Consider the following 17,229-nt stretch of genomic DNA (forward strand, 5'->3'; position numbering starts at 1 on the left):
GGCCTGAAATAAAAGATTTTCGTCAAGCAATTAATACTTTTAGTCAAGATTTACCCACTATTTTAGATACCCTCAGAAATTTAATTGATTCTCAAGATACCCTAAACTCAGATACTTCAGGCAAGGGGCTTAAGCCCATTGTTACCAACTCTGGGAAACCCATTGTTACCAACTCTGGAGGGGATAAACCTAATCAAAAATTTATTGAGGCAAGAGATAAATTCTTAAAAGTATGCCAAGAATCCATTAATCCTGACATCAAAATAGCTGATATTAGAGAGATGATTGTTCAGCATATTTTAACAGAAGATATTTTTACTAATATTTTTAGTGATGCTCAATTTCACCTAGAAAATAACATCGCGAAACAATTAAATGAAGTCATCAAAACTTTCTTTACTGGTAATGTTAAAAAGAACACTTTTAAGACGATTCAAAGTTATTATAATGCCATTATTCGCACCGCTTCTAGTATCGTTAATCATCAAGAAAAACAGAAATTTTTAAAAGTAGTTTATGAGAACTTTTATAAAGCCTATAATCCAAAAGAGGCCGATAGGTTAGGTATAGTTTATACCCCTAATGAGATAGTTAAATTCATGGTACAAAGTACCGATTATTTACTAAATAAACATTTTACAAGGGGCTTAAGCCCATTGTCTCTAGGAGATAAAGGAGTAGAAATATTAGATCCTTGTACTGGTACTGGTACATTTATAACAGAAATATTAGACTATTTATTAACAAGAAATGTTGAATATAAGTATCAAAATGAGATTCACTGTAACGAGATGTCAATTTTGCCTTATTATATAGCTAACCTCAATATAGAATATACTTATCAACAAAAAACAGGAGAATATTTAGAATTTAATAATATCTGTTTAGTGGATACTTTACACCCTACAGATAAGGGAGAAAAACAGATGAATTTATTCTCTATGAATGAGGAAAATACCGACAGAATTAAAAGACAAAATGAGAAAAAAATCTCGGTAATTATTGGGAATCCACCCTACAATGCTAAACAAGAAAACTTTAATGATAATAATGCTAATCGTAAGTATGAAACTATAGATAAAAGAATTAAAGATAGTTATATTAAAGAGGGCACGGCACAAAATCAAATCGTGGTTTATGATATGTACACCCGTTTTATTCGTTGGGCAACGGATAGATTAAATGAAGAAGGAATTATCGCTTTTATTTCTAATTCTTCTTTTATTGATGGAAGGGCTTTTGATGGTTTAAGAAAATGTTTAGAGGAGGAATTTGACTATATTTATATTATTGATTTAGGGGGAAATATTCGAGCTGGAGATAAGACAGGCAATGTTTTCAATATAATGGTAGGTGTTGTTATTACTTTTTTTGTTAAAAACCCTGAAAAGGATAAAAAAAATTGTCAAACTTACTATTATAAATTAAATGAAAATAGTGGAAAAGATAAGTTAGATTTTCTGACAAAGAATAAATTATCTAAGATTAAGTTTAATCTTATTGTACCTGATAAAAAACATAATTGGATTAATCAAACAGATAATGACTTTGATGATTTAATTCCTTTGATTGATAAGGATGTGAAAGCTGGAAAAACTAAAGCGGTAAAAAATAACGAAACAGGAGAGTTAGAAAATAAAGTTTCTGAGGAGGCAATTTTTCAATTATTTTCACGAGGTGTTACTACTCAGAGAGATAAATGGGTTTATGACATTAGTAAAGAGAATTTAGAAGCAAAAGTTAAATTTTTAATAAATACTTATCAAGCTACTTTAAAAGATAGTAACTATCAAGACAAGGATAAAATAAAATGGGATGCAGAATTAACTAGCTATGCAAAAAGAGAAATAGAAAAAGAGTTTAACAGTCAACAAATTATTAAAAGTAATTATCGTCCTTTTTATCGTCAATATCTTTACTTTGATAAACATTTTAACGGTAGAACTTATCAATGGTTTAATATTTATAATCAAGATAATTTAGATAATAAATATATAGCACTTTTAACATTAGGGGCAACAAAATCTTTTCACTGTTTAGGAAGCAATATATTAATCGATTTACATTTTACCGGAGATTCTCAATGTTTGCCATTATATAGATATGAAAAAGGAGAGAGGTTAGAGAATATAACCGATTGGGCATTAGAGAAATTTAGAGAATGTTATTATAACGTGAAACGGGCTTCTAGTCTGTCTGGAAGTAACAGGCAGGATGCTTGTTTGACGGGAGAGGAGAATAAGATTAATAATATTGAAAAAGAAGATATTTTTCATTACGTTTATGGAGTTTTACATAACCCTAAATATCGAAAAAAATATGAGTTAAATTTAAAGCATGAATTTCCGAGAATACCTTTTTATGATGACTTTTGGCGGTGGGCAAATTGGGGTAAACAATTGATGGATTTACACTTAAATTATGAGACTATTAAACCTTATAATTTAAAGAGAATTGATGTATCTGTAACTAGAGGCTTAAGCGCCTTGCCTGAAATCAAAGTTAAGTTAAAAGCTGATAAAGTTAACCATAAAATTATCATTGATGAGGTAACAACTTTAACAAAAATTCCAACCTTAGCATGGGAATATGAATTAGGAAATCGTAGTGCAATTGAGTGGATTTTAGATCAATATAAAGAAAAAAAACCTAAAGATAAAACCATCGCAAAAAAGTTTGATAATTATAAATTTGCTGATTATAAAGAGGAAGTAATTGAGTTATTGAAAAAAATAATTACTGTTAGTGTTGAAACAATGATAATCATTAATCAAATGAATTAATGAAAGTCTAATCTATTAAATTTCCTTGAGAGGTATAGCAGATAACGAGTTGATTAAGACGTTTTGAGATTCCTGTCGTTATCTCGGAATAACAATTATAGATTTTGAGAATGTCTTAACTAATCCGTTTATTGCTGCTATAGTAAGCAATTCCATTGGATTCATGTCTAACTTAACGTTAGTTCGATGTCAAAAACTTTTAAAAATAAGGGTTTAAGAGTCTTGACGAAATTTTACTCACCTCAAAGAATTAAATTTAGTAAATAATTGTCAAAAATCAATTTTAATAATGTTTAAATGAATTCTCTCCTAGTCCTCTAGTCCGTTAGTCTAGTCTATGGCAGTCTCACCTTCCCTGACAATTTTATGTCGAACTCAGGTAAGATCTAAATAAAATGTTAGCTGTTAGAGTCGATTAACTAAATCTCTGGCTCTGATGATGGTTTCAGGTAAAACACCCACAATTAAGGCAAATATTTCATCAGGCACTTGATTTGCAGTTTTTGCATCAAACCAATGCTCAAATTGATTAAGAATTACTTGCGCTCTTTCACGAGGTATCGGGTTATCGGTGATTTGTTTGATTAGTCTTACCCATTGTCTTCTAATTAAATAAGCCCGTTGTCTTTCTGATGGATTTAAAGGTGGAATTAAAGATAATTTACCTACTGGTATAACTTCTCGTAAATCTTGATCAAAACATCCTCCTACAATTGCCCCAGGCCCTGCAAATTCTGCATAATAAGTTTTAATTAAAATTAAGCCATTTTTCTTTTTTGGATTAATCACTAATAAATTTTTCTGTTTCAAAAAATCATTGATGTCATATTCCGTTAAATCAGAGGCAATAGTCATAATCAAATCGATTTAGCTAAAAGTAAACGACGCTTACTAGGTACGAATAAACTATATAAATCAGTTTCCACTTGACGAATAGTATAACCGTTTTGCAAATATAATTGTTGTCCGCTTTTATTACTTGCTAAAACATGAAGATAAACCTCATTAAATCCTTGATTTTGAGCTATCATTTCACATTTAGATAACAGTTGACTACCGATACCTTGACGGCGATAATTTTTGCTAACTGCTAGATTAGCGATATAAGGATATTTTCTTTTTCCTTTCCAACCATATTCTGTACGAAAAGATAATTCTACTGTACCAATGATTCTTGGAGAGTTATCGTTTTTATTTACAATAGTACTGACTGCTACCAGACAAAAATGTTCGGAATTGGGGTTTTTAATCCGATTACGCAAATCTTCACACACACTTAATTTTATCAAGGGATAAATCCACAGGGTAAAATCATTGAAATGATTAAAGCTAAAAGTTAAAACATCACCAATTTCATTCACATCACTTAAATTGGCATAGCGAACCAATGTACTGGATGTTTTTTCAATAGAAGAAATTGAAGGCAAAAAATTTTGAAAATCAAAGAATGATGATTGCACGAATAATTAGGGATCAATGAATAAGGAAAATAAATATATACATAGCAGTACTAAATTATTTATGCACTTTATCAGGTGGCAAAATTTACTTAGATTAGCTATAGTTTAAATGCAGTTTAATTATTTACACTTATCTTAGCAAGGATTTTTTATTCCTGACATTTTAAATTCTGAAGAGTCAATTTATCTTTACCTGAGCTTATTAGTCAGATTTTTCGTTAAAATTTAATTTTGTTGAGATAAAAAAAACAATTTTATAAATAATGGAAACAAATAACTTTATTTTAAGACAAAATATTACAGGATCAAGACGTTTTAGTAATTTATGGTGGGCAGTGATAGTTACCATTGGGGGTATAGGCTTTTTACTGGCTGGTTTATCTAGTTATTTTCACACTAATTTTCTTCAAGTTAGTGATACTTCTTCACTTCCATTTGTACCTCAAGGTATTGCTTTGACTTTTTATGGTGTTGCCGGTACTTTATTAGCTTTATATTTATGGTTAATGGTTTTCCTTAATGTTGGTGGTGGTTATAACGAATTTAATAAAGAAAAAGGTAATGTTACTATTTTTCGTTTTGGATTTCTCGGTAAAAATCGTCGCATTGAATTGGTTTATAATTTAGATGATATTCAGGCTATTAGGGCAGAAATTAAAGAGGGTTTAAATCCCAAAAGAACTTTATATTTAAGAGTAAAACCGAAAAGAGATATTCCTTTAACTCCAGTAGGTGAACCAATTTCTCTTGCTAAATTAGAAAATCAAGGGGCAGAATTAGCCCGTTTCTTAACTGTGCCTTTAGAAGGGCTTTAAATAATGAAGAATTAGAGTTTACAGGCAAGAGGCCTGTTTTACATTATTATTCATTACTTTGTAAGGGTTGAAAATTGTTTAACTCCTACCTTATTCATTAATTACACCTATTTAAGACAGTGATGAAAATTTTCCGTCATCTTAGTGTTTTTTTGATTTTGTTTCTGGTAACAACGATTAGTTTATCTGGATGTCAGCAATTAGAGGCAAATACGACAACCGAAAAAAAACCTAGTGCTACTGAAGAAACTGTCAAACCTGAAAAACCTCCCACAAATACTCAAAATACTCAAAATACTCAAAATACTCAAAATACAATGAATTTACCTAGATTAGAAGGCAAAGCTACAGTAGTGATGAAAGTAAATGGTGAATCTATTACCATTGAGGTTGATGGTGATAACGCCCCTATTACTGCGGGTAATTTTGTCGATTTAGTCAAAAAAGGAATTTATAACGGTGTAGTGTTTCACCGTGTCGTTAAAGAACCCACTCCTTTTGTAGTACAAGGTGGAGATCCTCAAAGTAAAAATCCTAGTTTTCCAGTAGCTAATTTAGGCACTGGTGGTTACAATGATCCTATTACTAAAACTCAACGTTATATTCCTTTAGAAATTCGTCCTGATTATGATGAAACTAAAAAAGATGTAGTGCCTCCTGACATTGTTTATAGTCAAACTATTGACCAACCGCCACAATTGAAACATGATTATGGTGTAATCGCCATGGCTAGATCTCAAGCTCCTGATTCGGCTTCTTCTCAATTTTACTTTACTTTAGCTGATTTACATTTCCTCGATGGTAATTATGCTGTTTTTGGTAAAGTTACTGAAGGGATGGATGTAGTATCTAAAATTAAACAAGGCGATCGCATTCAGACGGCAGAGATTGTTAGTGGTGCAGAAAATCTGAAAGAAGGGAAATAGGCAACGATGCACGGGGCAATAGGCAATGGTAAATACATAATTCCTAATTCCTAATTCCTAATTCCTAATTCCTAATTCCTATATTGTTTTTGATGGTTAAAGTAGTTGTTACTGGTATTAGTTTAATTAGCTGTTTAGGGGATAAAAATGCTACTTGGAGAGGAATTATTGAGGGAATTTCTGGCATAAAATTTAGTCAGCCCTTTGATTTTTTCCCTCCTTTACCATTAGGATTAATTAATTCTTTACCTTCTTCTGTTTCCAATTTGACTACTCAATTAATTGAAGAGGTTTGTTTAGATGGGAATATTTTTCCTCCTTTAAATGATACCGCAGTGGTTATCGGTTCAAGTCGTGGCTGTCAAAGTCAATGGGAAGTTTTTTTATCTTTGTTATCTTCACAAAAGATAGAGACAATTTCCCTTTTTTCTCCTGATTGGTTACAAACTTTGCCCCATCAACCCGCTATTATTACCGCTAATTATCTGCAAACTTCTGCTTCTGTTTTTTCTCCAGCTAATGCCTGTGCTACTGGATTAGTGGCGATCGCCAAAGGTTATGAATTAATTAAACAACAAAAGTGTGAAAGAGTCATCGTTGGCGCAGTAGAAACGCCGATAACGCCCTTAACCATCGCTGGATTTACTCAAATGAAAGCATTAAGTTATCAAGGATGTTATCCTTTTGCCACAATAAGAGACGGATTTGTATTAGGAGAAGGTGGTGCAATGTTAATATTGGAAACGGAAGAATTAGCTAGAAGTCGTGATGCTAAAATTTATGGTGAGATTCTCTCATGGGGTATGAGTTGCGATGCTGACACTATGACATCCCCTGAAATGGGGGGAAAAACTGCCATGAAAACAATTAGAAAATGTTTATATCGTGGGGGCTTACAGCCAAAAGAGATAGATTATATTCACGCTCATGGTACTGGTACAATTCTTAATGATCAAAGAGAAGCTAAAATTATTAATGAATTATTTTGTCATGCTCCCAAGATAAGTTCTACGAAGGGAGCGACCGGTCATACATTAGGAGCTTCAGGTGCTATGGCTACAGCTTTAAGTTTAATGTCTTTAAAAAAACAAATATTATTACCAAATATTAGCTCATCACCGTTAAATTTTGACCTCAATTTTTGTCAAAAATCAAGTAACTATTCTTTAAATAAAATGCTTTGTTTTAGCTTTGGATTTGGAGGACAAAATATTATTTTAGCTATGGGAAAATAAATTATTAATTGTTAATTGTTAATTGTTAATTGTTAATAATAATTGTTAATTACGATGCTTTTTTGGTAATAACCATATCCTGCTGACGAGGTGCAGGAGGAACTTGTTGTAATTGTTGTGCTGGTTGATGATTGAATTGTTTACGACCGTTGATTACAATTCTTAACATATCACTAAGATCTTTCTCTAACCTAGATAAAACGGAATCAGCATAACCATCGGCTTCGTTTTGAATCTCCTCAGCTTCAAAAATGGCTTCCTGCCGAGTTTTAATAACTTCTTGTTGAATTTTTTGTCTAATTTGTTCAACTTCAGAAATTGTTTTTCTTTGTAAATTTTCACAGTCTTGTTGCACTTGTCTTCTAATTTGACTGGCTTGATTTTCAGCTAGTTGAACTATACGAGATTCATCTAATAGTTGAGCGGCTCTTCTTTGGGCATTTTCGACTACTTTTTGAGCGTAGTTTTGTGCTTCAGAAATAATTTGTTCTCTTTGTTTTAATATTTGATCGGCTTGTTGTAAACAATCAGGAATATTCAGCCTAATTAAATCTAGCTGACTCATCAATATATTTTCATCGATCAAAATTTTACCCATAAAAGGGACATGAGTACCATTAAGGATTAAATCTTCTAATACATCTATTTCTTTAGGCATATTAACTGCCATTTCTTCAATTTTAGGTGGTTTTTCTGGGGAAGAAGCCATATTAACAAGGGGTGATTGAGTGACTAAATTATTGATCATTGTCATTTGAAAATTTCCTTTATTGCTTTAATATAATAAATTAAAAGTTAATAATTAAAATATATTACCTAGATTTTGCTTTCCTTCAAAAAAATCAATAATGAGATTTTTAAGATAAACTCAAGATCTTAATATTAGACTTTCTTGTGGATATTAGATCATCAAGATAATTTGAAATCTGTGTCTATTCTTGGCAGGATAATTATTTTTATTATATGACAACAAAAAAAACCTTCTTGAAAATACTTTTAATTTATTTACTTTTAACCGTCATCGCTATATTAATGCTATTTCCGTTATTATGGTTATTAAGTACTTCTTTTAAATCTGCTGGGGAAGATATTTTTACCTTTCCACCTCAATTTATTCCTCAACAATTTACAGTTGAAAACTTTGTTCTCGTCTGGAAAAACTATCCTTTTGGACGTTATTTACTTAATAGCAGTATCACTGCCGTATTAACTGTTATTTTCAATTTACTATTTTGTTCCTTAGCAGCTTATCCTTTAGCTAGACTTAATTTTCAAGGAAAAGATCTGATTTTTGCTTTAGTAATAGCAACTATAATGATCCCTTTTCAAATAGTCATGATTCCTTTATATATTTTTGCGGTTCAATTTGGATTAAGAAACAATTATTTAGGGATAATCTTACCTAATTTAGCCTCAGCTTTTGGGATTTTTTTATTACGACAAGCTTTTCAAGGTGTGCCTAAAGAATTAGAAGAAGCCTCTCGTATAGATGGTTGTAGTGAAATTGGCATTTGGTGGCATATCATGTTACCTGCTGTACGTCCTGCTACTATTACTTTAGCTATTTTTGTGTTTATCGGTGCATGGAGTGATTTTTTATGGCCTCTAATCATCCTTGATCGCCCTGAGTATTATACACTACCCCTAGGAGTTGCAGGTTTAGCTAGTTCTTTAGACTTGAATTGGCGTTTTATTGCCGCTGGTTCGGTTATTTCCATCGCTCCTGTTTTATTATTATTTTTAATACTACAAAAATATATTATTCCCAGTGATGCCAGTAGTGGTTTAAAAGGATAATTACTGAACTAAAAATGATATTATGAAAAATAAATTGTAAATAAATATTAAGGTTTATATTAATGTCTTTATATAACTTTTTGGGTGTCTTAGTAATATTCTTAATCGTGGGTATTGTGATTTATTTAGCGACTCCTCGTAGTTTTGAATCTACAGAAACGGTAGCTAATTCTTATGATGAATGGACAGATGATGGTATTTTAGAGTTTTATTGGGGTGAGCATATTCATTTAGGTCATTATGGCAAACCTCCGAGACAAAAAGACTTTTTAGGGGCAAAAGCTGACTTTGTTCATGAAATGGTTAAATGGGGCGGTTTAAATCAATTACCTCGTGGTACCACTGTGTTAGATGTAGGTTGCGGTATTGGCGGAAGTACTCGGATTTTGGCTAAAGATTATGGTTTTGAAGCAACGGGAATAACTATTAGTCCAAAACAGGTACAACGGGATACAGAATTAACTCCTGCTGATGTTCCTGCTAAATTTCAAGTCGATAATGCTTTAAATTTATCTTTTCCTGACAATAGTTTTGATGTGGTATGGTCGATTGAAGCTGGACCTCATATGCCAGATAAAGCTAAGTATGCTCAAGAAATGATGCGTGTTTTAAAACCCGGTGGTATTTTAGTTGTCGCTGACTGGAATCAAAGAGACGATCGCCAAATCCCTTTAAATACTTGGGAAAAAGTTGTAATGCGTCAATTACTAGATCAATGGTCTCATCCTTCATTTTCTAGTATAGAAGGTTTTTCTGAACAAATTGCCGAAACGGGATTAGTAGAGGGAGAAGTTGTTACGGCCGATTGGACAGAAGAAACGTTACCCTCTTGGTTAGAATCTATTTGGCAGGGTATAATAAGACCTGAAGCTTTAATTCGTTTTGGTTTTTCCGGGTTGATAAAATCTTTGCGAGAAGTACCGACTATGTTATTAATGCGTATTGGTTTTGGTAGTGGTTTATGTCGTTTTGGGATGTTCCGGGCGGTAAAATCTAAATCTGTGCCATCCTCAAAAGTAGCTTATATCTCTGAAGTTGTTAACGCCTAATGGCAACCTGAGTTGGACATAAAATTGTCGGTGAAGGTGAGACTACCATAGACTAGAAGATTAGAAGACTAAGAGAGAATTCACTTAAACATTATTAAAATTGATTTTTGACAATTATTTACTAAATTTAATTCTTTGAGGTGGGTAAATTTTCGTCAAGACTCTTAAACCCTTATTTTTAAAGGTTTTTGACATCGAACTGACGTAATGGCAAAATTGATTGACAATTACACTTTTAGCTCGTAGTCGAAGGTTTATCCCTTGTTTTTCCAAATATTAGTAAAAGAAAAAAGATTAAATTGGTTTATCAAATAAAAGAATGTCAGCTAAAATTGCGATCGTAGGTGGTGGTATTGGTGGCTTAACCCTTGCCCTTGCTTTAGAACAAAAGGGTATTGATTTTCAATTATATGAACAAGCTAATTCCTTTGAGGCGTTAGGATATGGACTTCAATTAAGCCCTAATGTAGTAAGAGTATTGCGAAAGTTAGGTATCGAAAAATCCTTAGAAGATATATCTCATCGTTGTTTTGGTTTTCAATTACGTTCTTTTAATTCTGATGGCATTTTAGCAGAATGGATCTTAAATAGTGATGTACCTTATTATCAATGTCGTAGGGCTGATTTACATAAATTATTATTTAATTCCTTAGAAGATCAAAGTAAAATTCATTTTTCTCGGTCTTTAGAATCTTACACCCAAAAAGATAACCAAGTATATTTAAAATTTCGTGATCAAAATCTTTTGATAACAAATGCCTTAGTTGGTGCAGATGGAGTTCATTCTATCATTAAGCGATGGCAATTTCCCTATAATGAAGCTCAATATTCAGGTTATGCTGCCTATAGAGTAATTTTACCTTTTAAAGAGGACTATCAATCATTATTAGGTAAAGCAACAGTTTGGATGGGAGAAAATCATCATGTGGTAGCTTATGCCAATGGCAATCAAAAACAGACAAAATCTTGGCTTAATTTAGTTTTAGTGGTAAAAGATCAAAATTGGCATGAACAAAGTTGGACAATTTTAGCGGATAAACGAGAAATAGCAGATAATTTTACTCATAAATCTTCACTTTTAAACCAAATTTTAAAGGATATGGTAGGGAATGATGAACCTTGCTATAAATGGGGATTATTTGTTCATGAACCGTTACCCTATTGGTCACAAAAAAATGTTACCTTATTGGGAGATGCCGCCCATCCGATGCTTCCATTTCAAGCCCAAGGTGCAGCTATGGCAATAGAAGACGCATATATTTTAGCTGAATGTATGGTGAAGGAAAAAGAGACAGAAAAAGCCTTCGCTCAATATCAACAACTTCGTCTGCAACGCACAGCAAAAGTACAACAGGTATCAAAAAATAACGGTAAAATTTTTCATGCTACAGGAATCAAAGCCATAGTAAGAGATTTAGGATTAAGTTTAATTTCCTCTGTCAATAGTAATTTGCTAAATCTCAAAACTGCTTGGATTTACGACTATCTTATAAGTGGGTGAGTAACATTAATACTGCATTTTATTTTTCTCAAAGCTATGGTGACAATGGGTTTAAACCCCTTGCTTTGTATTATTGTGTTTATACAATTAATTTTGCATGGGTACTTATCAAGTTTGGATAATAGCTTATAATTCATTTAATAAATAATAAATACAACCTTTTAATCCTATTTCTGGATTTTTGACAATATATAAAGGCATTTTTTCTAATAAATTTTTCATTCTTCCCTTGGCTAAAAAAGTCTCTCTAAAATTATTCTCCTCTAATAAGTCAATTATTTTTTCAGCAATGCCCCCAGCAATATAAATACCACCGTAGGGCAGAATTTTTAAAGCAAAGTTACCAATTTCAGAGGCATAGGTTTCGATAAAAATTGAGATAGTTTTACTGGTTAAAATATCATCTTTTTTCATGGCTGATAAGCCAATTATTGCACCGGCATCGATGGAGTTGTCTCCTGATTCCCATTGTTTAATTTGTTGACTAATTTCAGGGGATTCCTTCGCAAAATTTATATCTCTTAAAAATTGATAAATAGCAACAATTCCTTGCCCTGAAACTATTCTTTCTACTGAGACTCTATCCCATTTATTTTTAGCTTTTAAATAATTTAATAACTGCCATTCTAATTCATTTCTAGCACTAAAATCTGTATGGCCTCCTTCTGTAGAAATAACTTGATATTTACCATCATGATTGACTAAAAAACTTTCTCCTAATCCTGTACCAGCACCAACTACTCCTATAGTTGAGTTACTATTTTTTTGTCCTATTTGTAACGTTTCTAAGTCTTCTTCTTTTAACGTTAAAATTCCATAACTAACGGCTGCAAAATCATTTAATAAAGTTACTCTTTTTATGGCTAATTCTTTACCTAATTTTTCTCCTTCTAAATACCAATTTAAGTTTGTTAAATTACAACTATTATTAATAACTGGACCGGCAATGGCAAAACAACCTTGATCTGCATAATCTTCTCTTAAAAATTCTTTAACTATTGACTCAAAACTATCATAAATAAGACTAGAATATCTTGTTTGTTTTAAGACTTTATAATCTTTATTGTTGCTTACTTCTAATAAACTTAATAGAGTTTTTGTACCGCCAATATCACCAATAATAATTTTCATAATAATCTAATTTTTGGTTGCTAATAATACTTTAAAAAAGTTTTTAAATTAATAAATTAAAAAATGTGTGCTTTGTTCACCCTATTATTTTAATTGATTTTCATATTTATTATTCATTAATTATGGCTCTTGATGAATTAGTATGCTAAATTAGTTAACAAAAGGGAAAAGGGAAGAGGGAAGAGTGGGAAATATCAAATATTAAATTATGTTTTTTGATTTTTTGAATTGTATAAATTTTGACGATTAAATATACTATCAATTGTTTAATAAAAATTAAGCATAATATCTACTGAAGAATTTTAATTGTTAACTATTTTGTGAAAAAATTAATAAATGTTTATCTTTAATAATAGGAGGGTTTTGATCATGGGCAAAATTGCGATATTGTACTCTTAAATCTTGTAAATCAATAGTCATAGTTGTGCGTAAAACAGGCTCTTTTTTCTTAGCAAAATCTGGCACATCTAAATAACTAATGCGAGGAATATTAAAGTAAAATCTGATTAAATTTGCCCCCTCCATTCTCCCAATAGTACGACTGGCACACCCTTCATATAAACGGAGTAAAGTTGGTAAAGAATCTAACATATCCAGATGTACTAAATAACTTTTTTCAAATACTTTTCCTACTTTTAACTCTTGACAAATTTGTTTAATTATGTCTAAATTTCTAAGGGTAATTAACATTTCATCTGCTAAAAAACAAGCGGCTTGATAGTTACCAAATAAGTCTTTTATATCAGCTTTTAAGACAGGAGATAATTGACGAATACTTGGTCTATTTCCAAAACGACTTAAGGCTAAATATAATAATATATCTTGACGACGTTGATCAGCTATTTGATCCCATTCAGCTTCATTTGTTACCTGTAAAATAACCTTAAATGCTTGTTTAAAAGAGCGAAATTCGGCTTTAATTTCTGCTTCTTGATATAATTCGCCTTTTTGAGGTAATCTTCCTCTCTCGGTATAAAAATCCATCAAAGGGGTTAATAATGTTTGATAATCATCAAATTTTTTGACAGGTAATAAAATTCGAGGAGCTTTTACTTTAGAATGAAAACGAGATGCTCGAAAATTATTTGCTTTTTCATTATCTCTAAATATAAAATAAATTCCTAATCCTGCTGGAATTGCTTCTTGATTTAAGACATTTTCAATATAAGTTTTTAACTCTTCTTGATCATAATATTTTTGAAAAGTATTTCTTTCTGTTACTATACCATCACCATAAACCATAAAACCTCTTTGGCGATCGTCAATTAATACCTGTGCTGATACAATTAAAACTTGTTGAGTTAAAGCCCATGCTTTGATTAATGCTTCTCGTCTTTCCGCGACATTTTCAATGACATTAATGATGTAACCTAAATTGACAATATCGGCATTTTTTAAGGGATTATTTGGTTGATAAAAAAGATCCCAACCGCTACTTTGATACCCTTTTTCAGCAATTATTTTTACATCTAAACCATGGCCACAACCATAGTCAAAAAAAGTAGTTTTTTCAGAAAATAAACCAGCTTCTAATGCTAAGTTAACAGGGCGAGAAAGTCTATTTCGATGAATTGCGGCTTTGTGACGATCAATTTTAATAAATTCTTGGGGATTATTATTAATAGAACAAGCTAAATTATGATTAATAAAAATTAAAGAATGATCTGTTAATAATTGTTGCCATTCTTTTTGTGTACCGATATAACGACTATTATCTAACAAGCCTAATTTTTCTTCGATATTAGTTAAATATTTAAACTTATCGAAAAAAGGATAATCAGGATGAACAAAAGTTTCTTTTTTATGTAAAATCGTCGTATTATTAGTACTTATATAATTAATTATTTTACTGGTGTTATCAACTAAATTAACAAGAATTCTTTTATTCAAAGGAGGATGAGGATTGTTGTCAAAATCAGGATAATAAAGATAAGATATTTTTGGTTCTTCGAGGTTAAATTTAACTAGGGTAAAATTATCAATATTATTAACTAATTTTCGGGCTTCTTTTTCATATTCTTGTAAAATGTTATCTAAATAAATAAGAGCATAAATATGCACATAAAGATTATTAGGAAGATGTTTTCCGATAATACTTTTACGGGCAATATTAATGATTTGCTCAAAGTTATTAATCATATACAGTATTAGAAAATTATTTTTCTTTTGATAACTTTAACATTGTTTGATCTAGTTTTTCATTAATACGAAAATTTCAAATATTAATCATTTTACTTATTCTAAATTTTAAGATAAAATAGAAGATTAGTTCCAAATATTTGTCCATTGTTTAAATATGCTTTATACTCGAACCATTAGCACGATAGTTGCCATCGCCTTAGCGTTAATTTTAATTATCTTAGGTGGTTTTTATTTTACTATCAGCTTTGGGGTAATTGTGTTTCTAGCACAAGTTGAGTATTTCCGTCTCGTCAAAGCTAAAGGAATCGAACCTGCTACTAAGACGACAATGGTAGTGTCACAATTTTTATTAATCACCGCCACATTTATTCCCAGTTTAACCGATGCGACTTTTGCTTTAGCTGGTGCATTAATTTGCTTTTATCTATTGTTTTTACCAAAATTGGCGACTATAGCTGACATATCTACCTCGATTTTAGGGTTATTTTATGCGGGATATTTACCTAGTTATTGGATACGTTTGAGAGTAAGTTTAGGGCAAGATACGGCTTATGCCCAAAGTATTCCGAATATTCACAATTTACCCTTAGAAGGTTATTTTCCTAAGAATATTCTCGATTTATACAGTTTTCCTGATGCACTAAAAATTACATTTATCGCTATGGCTTGTATCTGGGCGGCGGATATTGGTGCATATTTAATTGGCAAAAATTTTGGTAAAACAAAACTCTCAGATATAAGCCCAAAAAAAACTGTAGAAGGATCATTATTTGGAATAGCAGGAAGTATGCTAGTGGGATTGTGGGGAGCGTGGTTTTTAGACTGGACATACTGGCAAGTTACAGGATTATTACTAGGTTTACTGATCGGTATTGTCAGTTTATTCGGTGATTTATTAGAATCAATGATGAAGCGAGATGCAGGAGTAAAGGATTCGGGAGAATTAATACCGGGTCATGGTGGTATATTAGATCGTACTGATAGTTATGTTTTTACTGCTCCCTTAGTCTATTATTTCATCACTCTTTTCTTACCCTTGCTTTCCTTCTCATCAAATTAAAAAAGTTAAAGTTAAAAATTTTAGCAATATTATTTATTATTGATTATGACTCTTACTCAAATTAAAACCATCGCTGATGAAGTTAGACAAGATTTTCCCATTCTTAACCAAAAAATTCACGATAAACCTTTAATCTATTTTGATAATGCGGCAACTTCTCAAAAACCAAAGACAGTAATTGATACTTTACGTCATTACTATGAGTATGATAATGCTAATGTTCATCGAGGTGCTCATACTCTTAGTGCAAGGGCAACGGATGCCTATGAAGGTGCTAGGGATAAGGTAGCAAAGTTTATTAATGCTAAAAGTCGCAATGAAATTGTTTATGCTCGAAATGCCAGTGAAGCTATTAACATTGTTGCCTATACTTGGGGTTTAAATACTCTTAAAACTGGTGACGAGATTATTCTTACAGTCATGGAACATCATAGTAATATTGTTCCTTGGCAAATTATCGCCGGAAAAACAGGTGCAGTAATTAAATATGTGGAGTTAACCCCAACTCAGGAATTTGATTTTACTCAGTATCAATCATTATTATCTGATAAAACTAAATTAGTGTCAGTTGTTCATGTTTCCAATACTTTAGGCTGTATCAATCCTGTGGAAAATATCATCAATTTAGCTCATCAATACGGTGCAAAAGTTTTAATTGATGCTTGTCAGAGTTTACCTCATTTACCTGTGGATGTTCAACAGATGAATTGTGATTGGCTTGTAGGTTCAGGACATAAAATGTGTGCGACAACAGGCATCGGCTTTTTATACGGTAAAGAAGAATTATTAACTGTTATGCCTCCTTTCCTCGGCGGTGGTGAAATGATTGCAGATGTATATTTAGATCATTTTACTTGTGGTGAATTACCTCATAAATTTGAAGCGGGTACACCAGCTATCGGGGAAGCGATCGCATTAGGGGCAGCAATAGATTATTTGAGTAAAATAGGCATAGATAATATTCATCATTACGAAGAAGAATTGACGGCATATTTATTTAAACAGTTAAATGAGATACCCGACTTAACTATTTATGGAAATCAACCCCCCCCAGAAGGAAAAGGAAGGGCAGCTTTAGCCGCATTTAACGTTAAAGGCATTCATAGCAGTGATTTAGCGACACTTTTAGATAATGAAGGTATAGCGATTCGCTCTGGTCATCATTGTACTCAACCTTTACACCGTTACTTAAATATTTCTGGTAGTGCTAGGGCTAGTTTATATTTTTACAATACTTTTGCCGAAATTGATACTTTTATTCTCACTCTTAAAGAGACGATCGCCTTTTTTCAATAAATGGAGTTACCATGACATATAAACAACTTACTAT

14 protein-coding genes are annotated in these 17,229 nt (G+C 31.7%); 9 read left to right on the top strand and 5 right to left on the bottom strand.

Translation table 11 applies throughout. From position 1 onward, the window contains the following. Nucleotides 1-2,783: type ISP restriction/modification enzyme (locus FWJ34_RS11055; RefSeq protein WP_308255376.1), on the top strand; the 2,783-nt coding region annotated here is incomplete at its 5' end. A 405-nt stretch (nt 2,784-3,188) separates the two neighbouring features. On the opposite strand, the gene FWJ34_RS11060 is transcribed toward FWJ34_RS11055, so the two are convergent. Together FWJ34_RS11060 and FWJ34_RS11065 are read right to left on the bottom strand one after the other, a co-directional pair. Beyond that, the gene (locus FWJ34_RS11060; RefSeq protein WP_308255377.1) at nt 3,189-3,638 is read right to left on the bottom strand and encodes a hypothetical protein; all 450 of its coding nucleotides are present in this window, start codon (nt 3,636-3,638) and stop codon (nt 3,189-3,191) included. Nucleotides 3,639-3,640: 2 nt separating this feature from the next. Further along, nucleotides 3,641-4,243, bottom strand: a complete 603-nt coding sequence (locus tag FWJ34_RS11065; protein ID WP_308255378.1) for a GNAT family N-acetyltransferase — start codon at nt 4,241-4,243, stop codon at nt 3,641-3,643. Between the two features lie 263 nt (nt 4,244-4,506). Here FWJ34_RS11065 and FWJ34_RS11070 point away from each other — a divergent pair, with 263 nt between their 5' ends. The 3 genes from FWJ34_RS11070 to FWJ34_RS11080 all read left to right on the top strand — a co-directional run bounded on the left by FWJ34_RS11070 (nt 4,507) and on the right by FWJ34_RS11080 (nt 7,219). Beyond that, nucleotides 4,507-5,058 carry a photosystem I assembly protein Ycf4 gene (locus FWJ34_RS11070; RefSeq protein ID WP_308255379.1) on the top strand — a complete coding sequence of 184 codons (552 nt, stop codon included), beginning with the start codon at nt 4,507-4,509 and terminating at the stop codon, nt 5,056-5,058. 122 nt (nt 5,059-5,180) lie between these two features. After that, on the top strand, nt 5,181-5,984 hold the full coding sequence (locus FWJ34_RS11075; protein ID WP_396231860.1) for a peptidylprolyl isomerase: 804 nt from the start codon (nt 5,181-5,183) through the stop codon (nt 5,982-5,984). A gap of 92 nt (nt 5,985-6,076) precedes the next feature. Beyond that, nucleotides 6,077-7,219, top strand: a complete 1,143-nt coding sequence (locus FWJ34_RS11080; protein ID WP_308255381.1) for a beta-ketoacyl-ACP synthase — start codon at nt 6,077-6,079, stop codon at nt 7,217-7,219. Nucleotides 7,220-7,268: 49 nt separating this feature from the next. Here FWJ34_RS11080 and FWJ34_RS11085 read toward each other — a convergent pair whose 3' ends face one another. Next, nucleotides 7,269-7,973 (bottom strand): DivIVA domain-containing protein, encoded by a 705-nt coding sequence (locus tag FWJ34_RS11085; protein ID WP_308255382.1) that lies wholly within the window; start codon nt 7,971-7,973, stop codon nt 7,269-7,271. A 209-nt stretch (nt 7,974-8,182) separates the two neighbouring features. Here FWJ34_RS11085 and FWJ34_RS11090 point away from each other — a divergent pair, with 209 nt between their 5' ends. From FWJ34_RS11090 to FWJ34_RS11100, 3 genes are all read left to right on the top strand, one after another. After that, a complete protein-coding gene (locus FWJ34_RS11090) occupies nt 8,183-9,016 on the top strand; it encodes a carbohydrate ABC transporter permease (protein ID WP_308255383.1) in 834 nt (277 codons plus the stop codon). A gap of 62 nt (nt 9,017-9,078) precedes the next feature. Further along, on the top strand, nt 9,079-10,065 hold the full coding sequence (locus tag FWJ34_RS11095; protein ID WP_308255384.1) for a methyltransferase domain-containing protein: 987 nt from the start codon (nt 9,079-9,081) through the stop codon (nt 10,063-10,065). 319 nt (nt 10,066-10,384) lie between these two features. Then, nucleotides 10,385-11,566, top strand: a complete 1,182-nt coding sequence (locus FWJ34_RS11100; protein WP_308255385.1) for an FAD-dependent monooxygenase — start codon at nt 10,385-10,387, stop codon at nt 11,564-11,566. Between the two features lie 126 nt (nt 11,567-11,692). On the opposite strand, the gene FWJ34_RS11105 is transcribed toward FWJ34_RS11100, so the two are convergent. Continuing rightward, nucleotides 11,693-12,697 (bottom strand): glucokinase, encoded by a 1,005-nt coding sequence (locus tag FWJ34_RS11105; protein ID WP_308255386.1) that lies wholly within the window; start codon nt 12,695-12,697, stop codon nt 11,693-11,695. A gap of 309 nt (nt 12,698-13,006) precedes the next feature. Continuing rightward, the gene (locus tag FWJ34_RS11110; protein ID WP_308255387.1) at nt 13,007-14,836 is read right to left on the bottom strand and encodes a DNA phosphorothioation-associated putative methyltransferase; all 1,830 of its coding nucleotides are present in this window, start codon (nt 14,834-14,836) and stop codon (nt 13,007-13,009) included. A 157-nt stretch (nt 14,837-14,993) separates the two neighbouring features. Between FWJ34_RS11110 and FWJ34_RS11115 the strand changes: the two genes are divergently transcribed. Both FWJ34_RS11115 and FWJ34_RS11120 read left to right on the top strand, forming a co-directional pair. Then, a complete protein-coding gene (locus FWJ34_RS11115; RefSeq protein WP_308255388.1) occupies nt 14,994-15,899 on the top strand; it encodes a phosphatidate cytidylyltransferase in 906 nt (301 codons plus the stop codon). A 45-nt stretch (nt 15,900-15,944) separates the two neighbouring features. Then, nucleotides 15,945-17,195, top strand: coding sequence for a SufS family cysteine desulfurase (locus FWJ34_RS11120; RefSeq protein ID WP_308255389.1), 1,251 nt, complete (start codon nt 15,945-15,947; stop codon nt 17,193-17,195). Nucleotides 17,196-17,229 lie beyond the last annotated feature (34 nt).

The sequence above is a fragment of the Geminocystis sp. GBBB08 genome, from assembly GCF_016743215.1.
GTDB lineage: Bacteria > Cyanobacteriota > Cyanobacteriia > Cyanobacteriales > Cyanobacteriaceae > Geminocystis.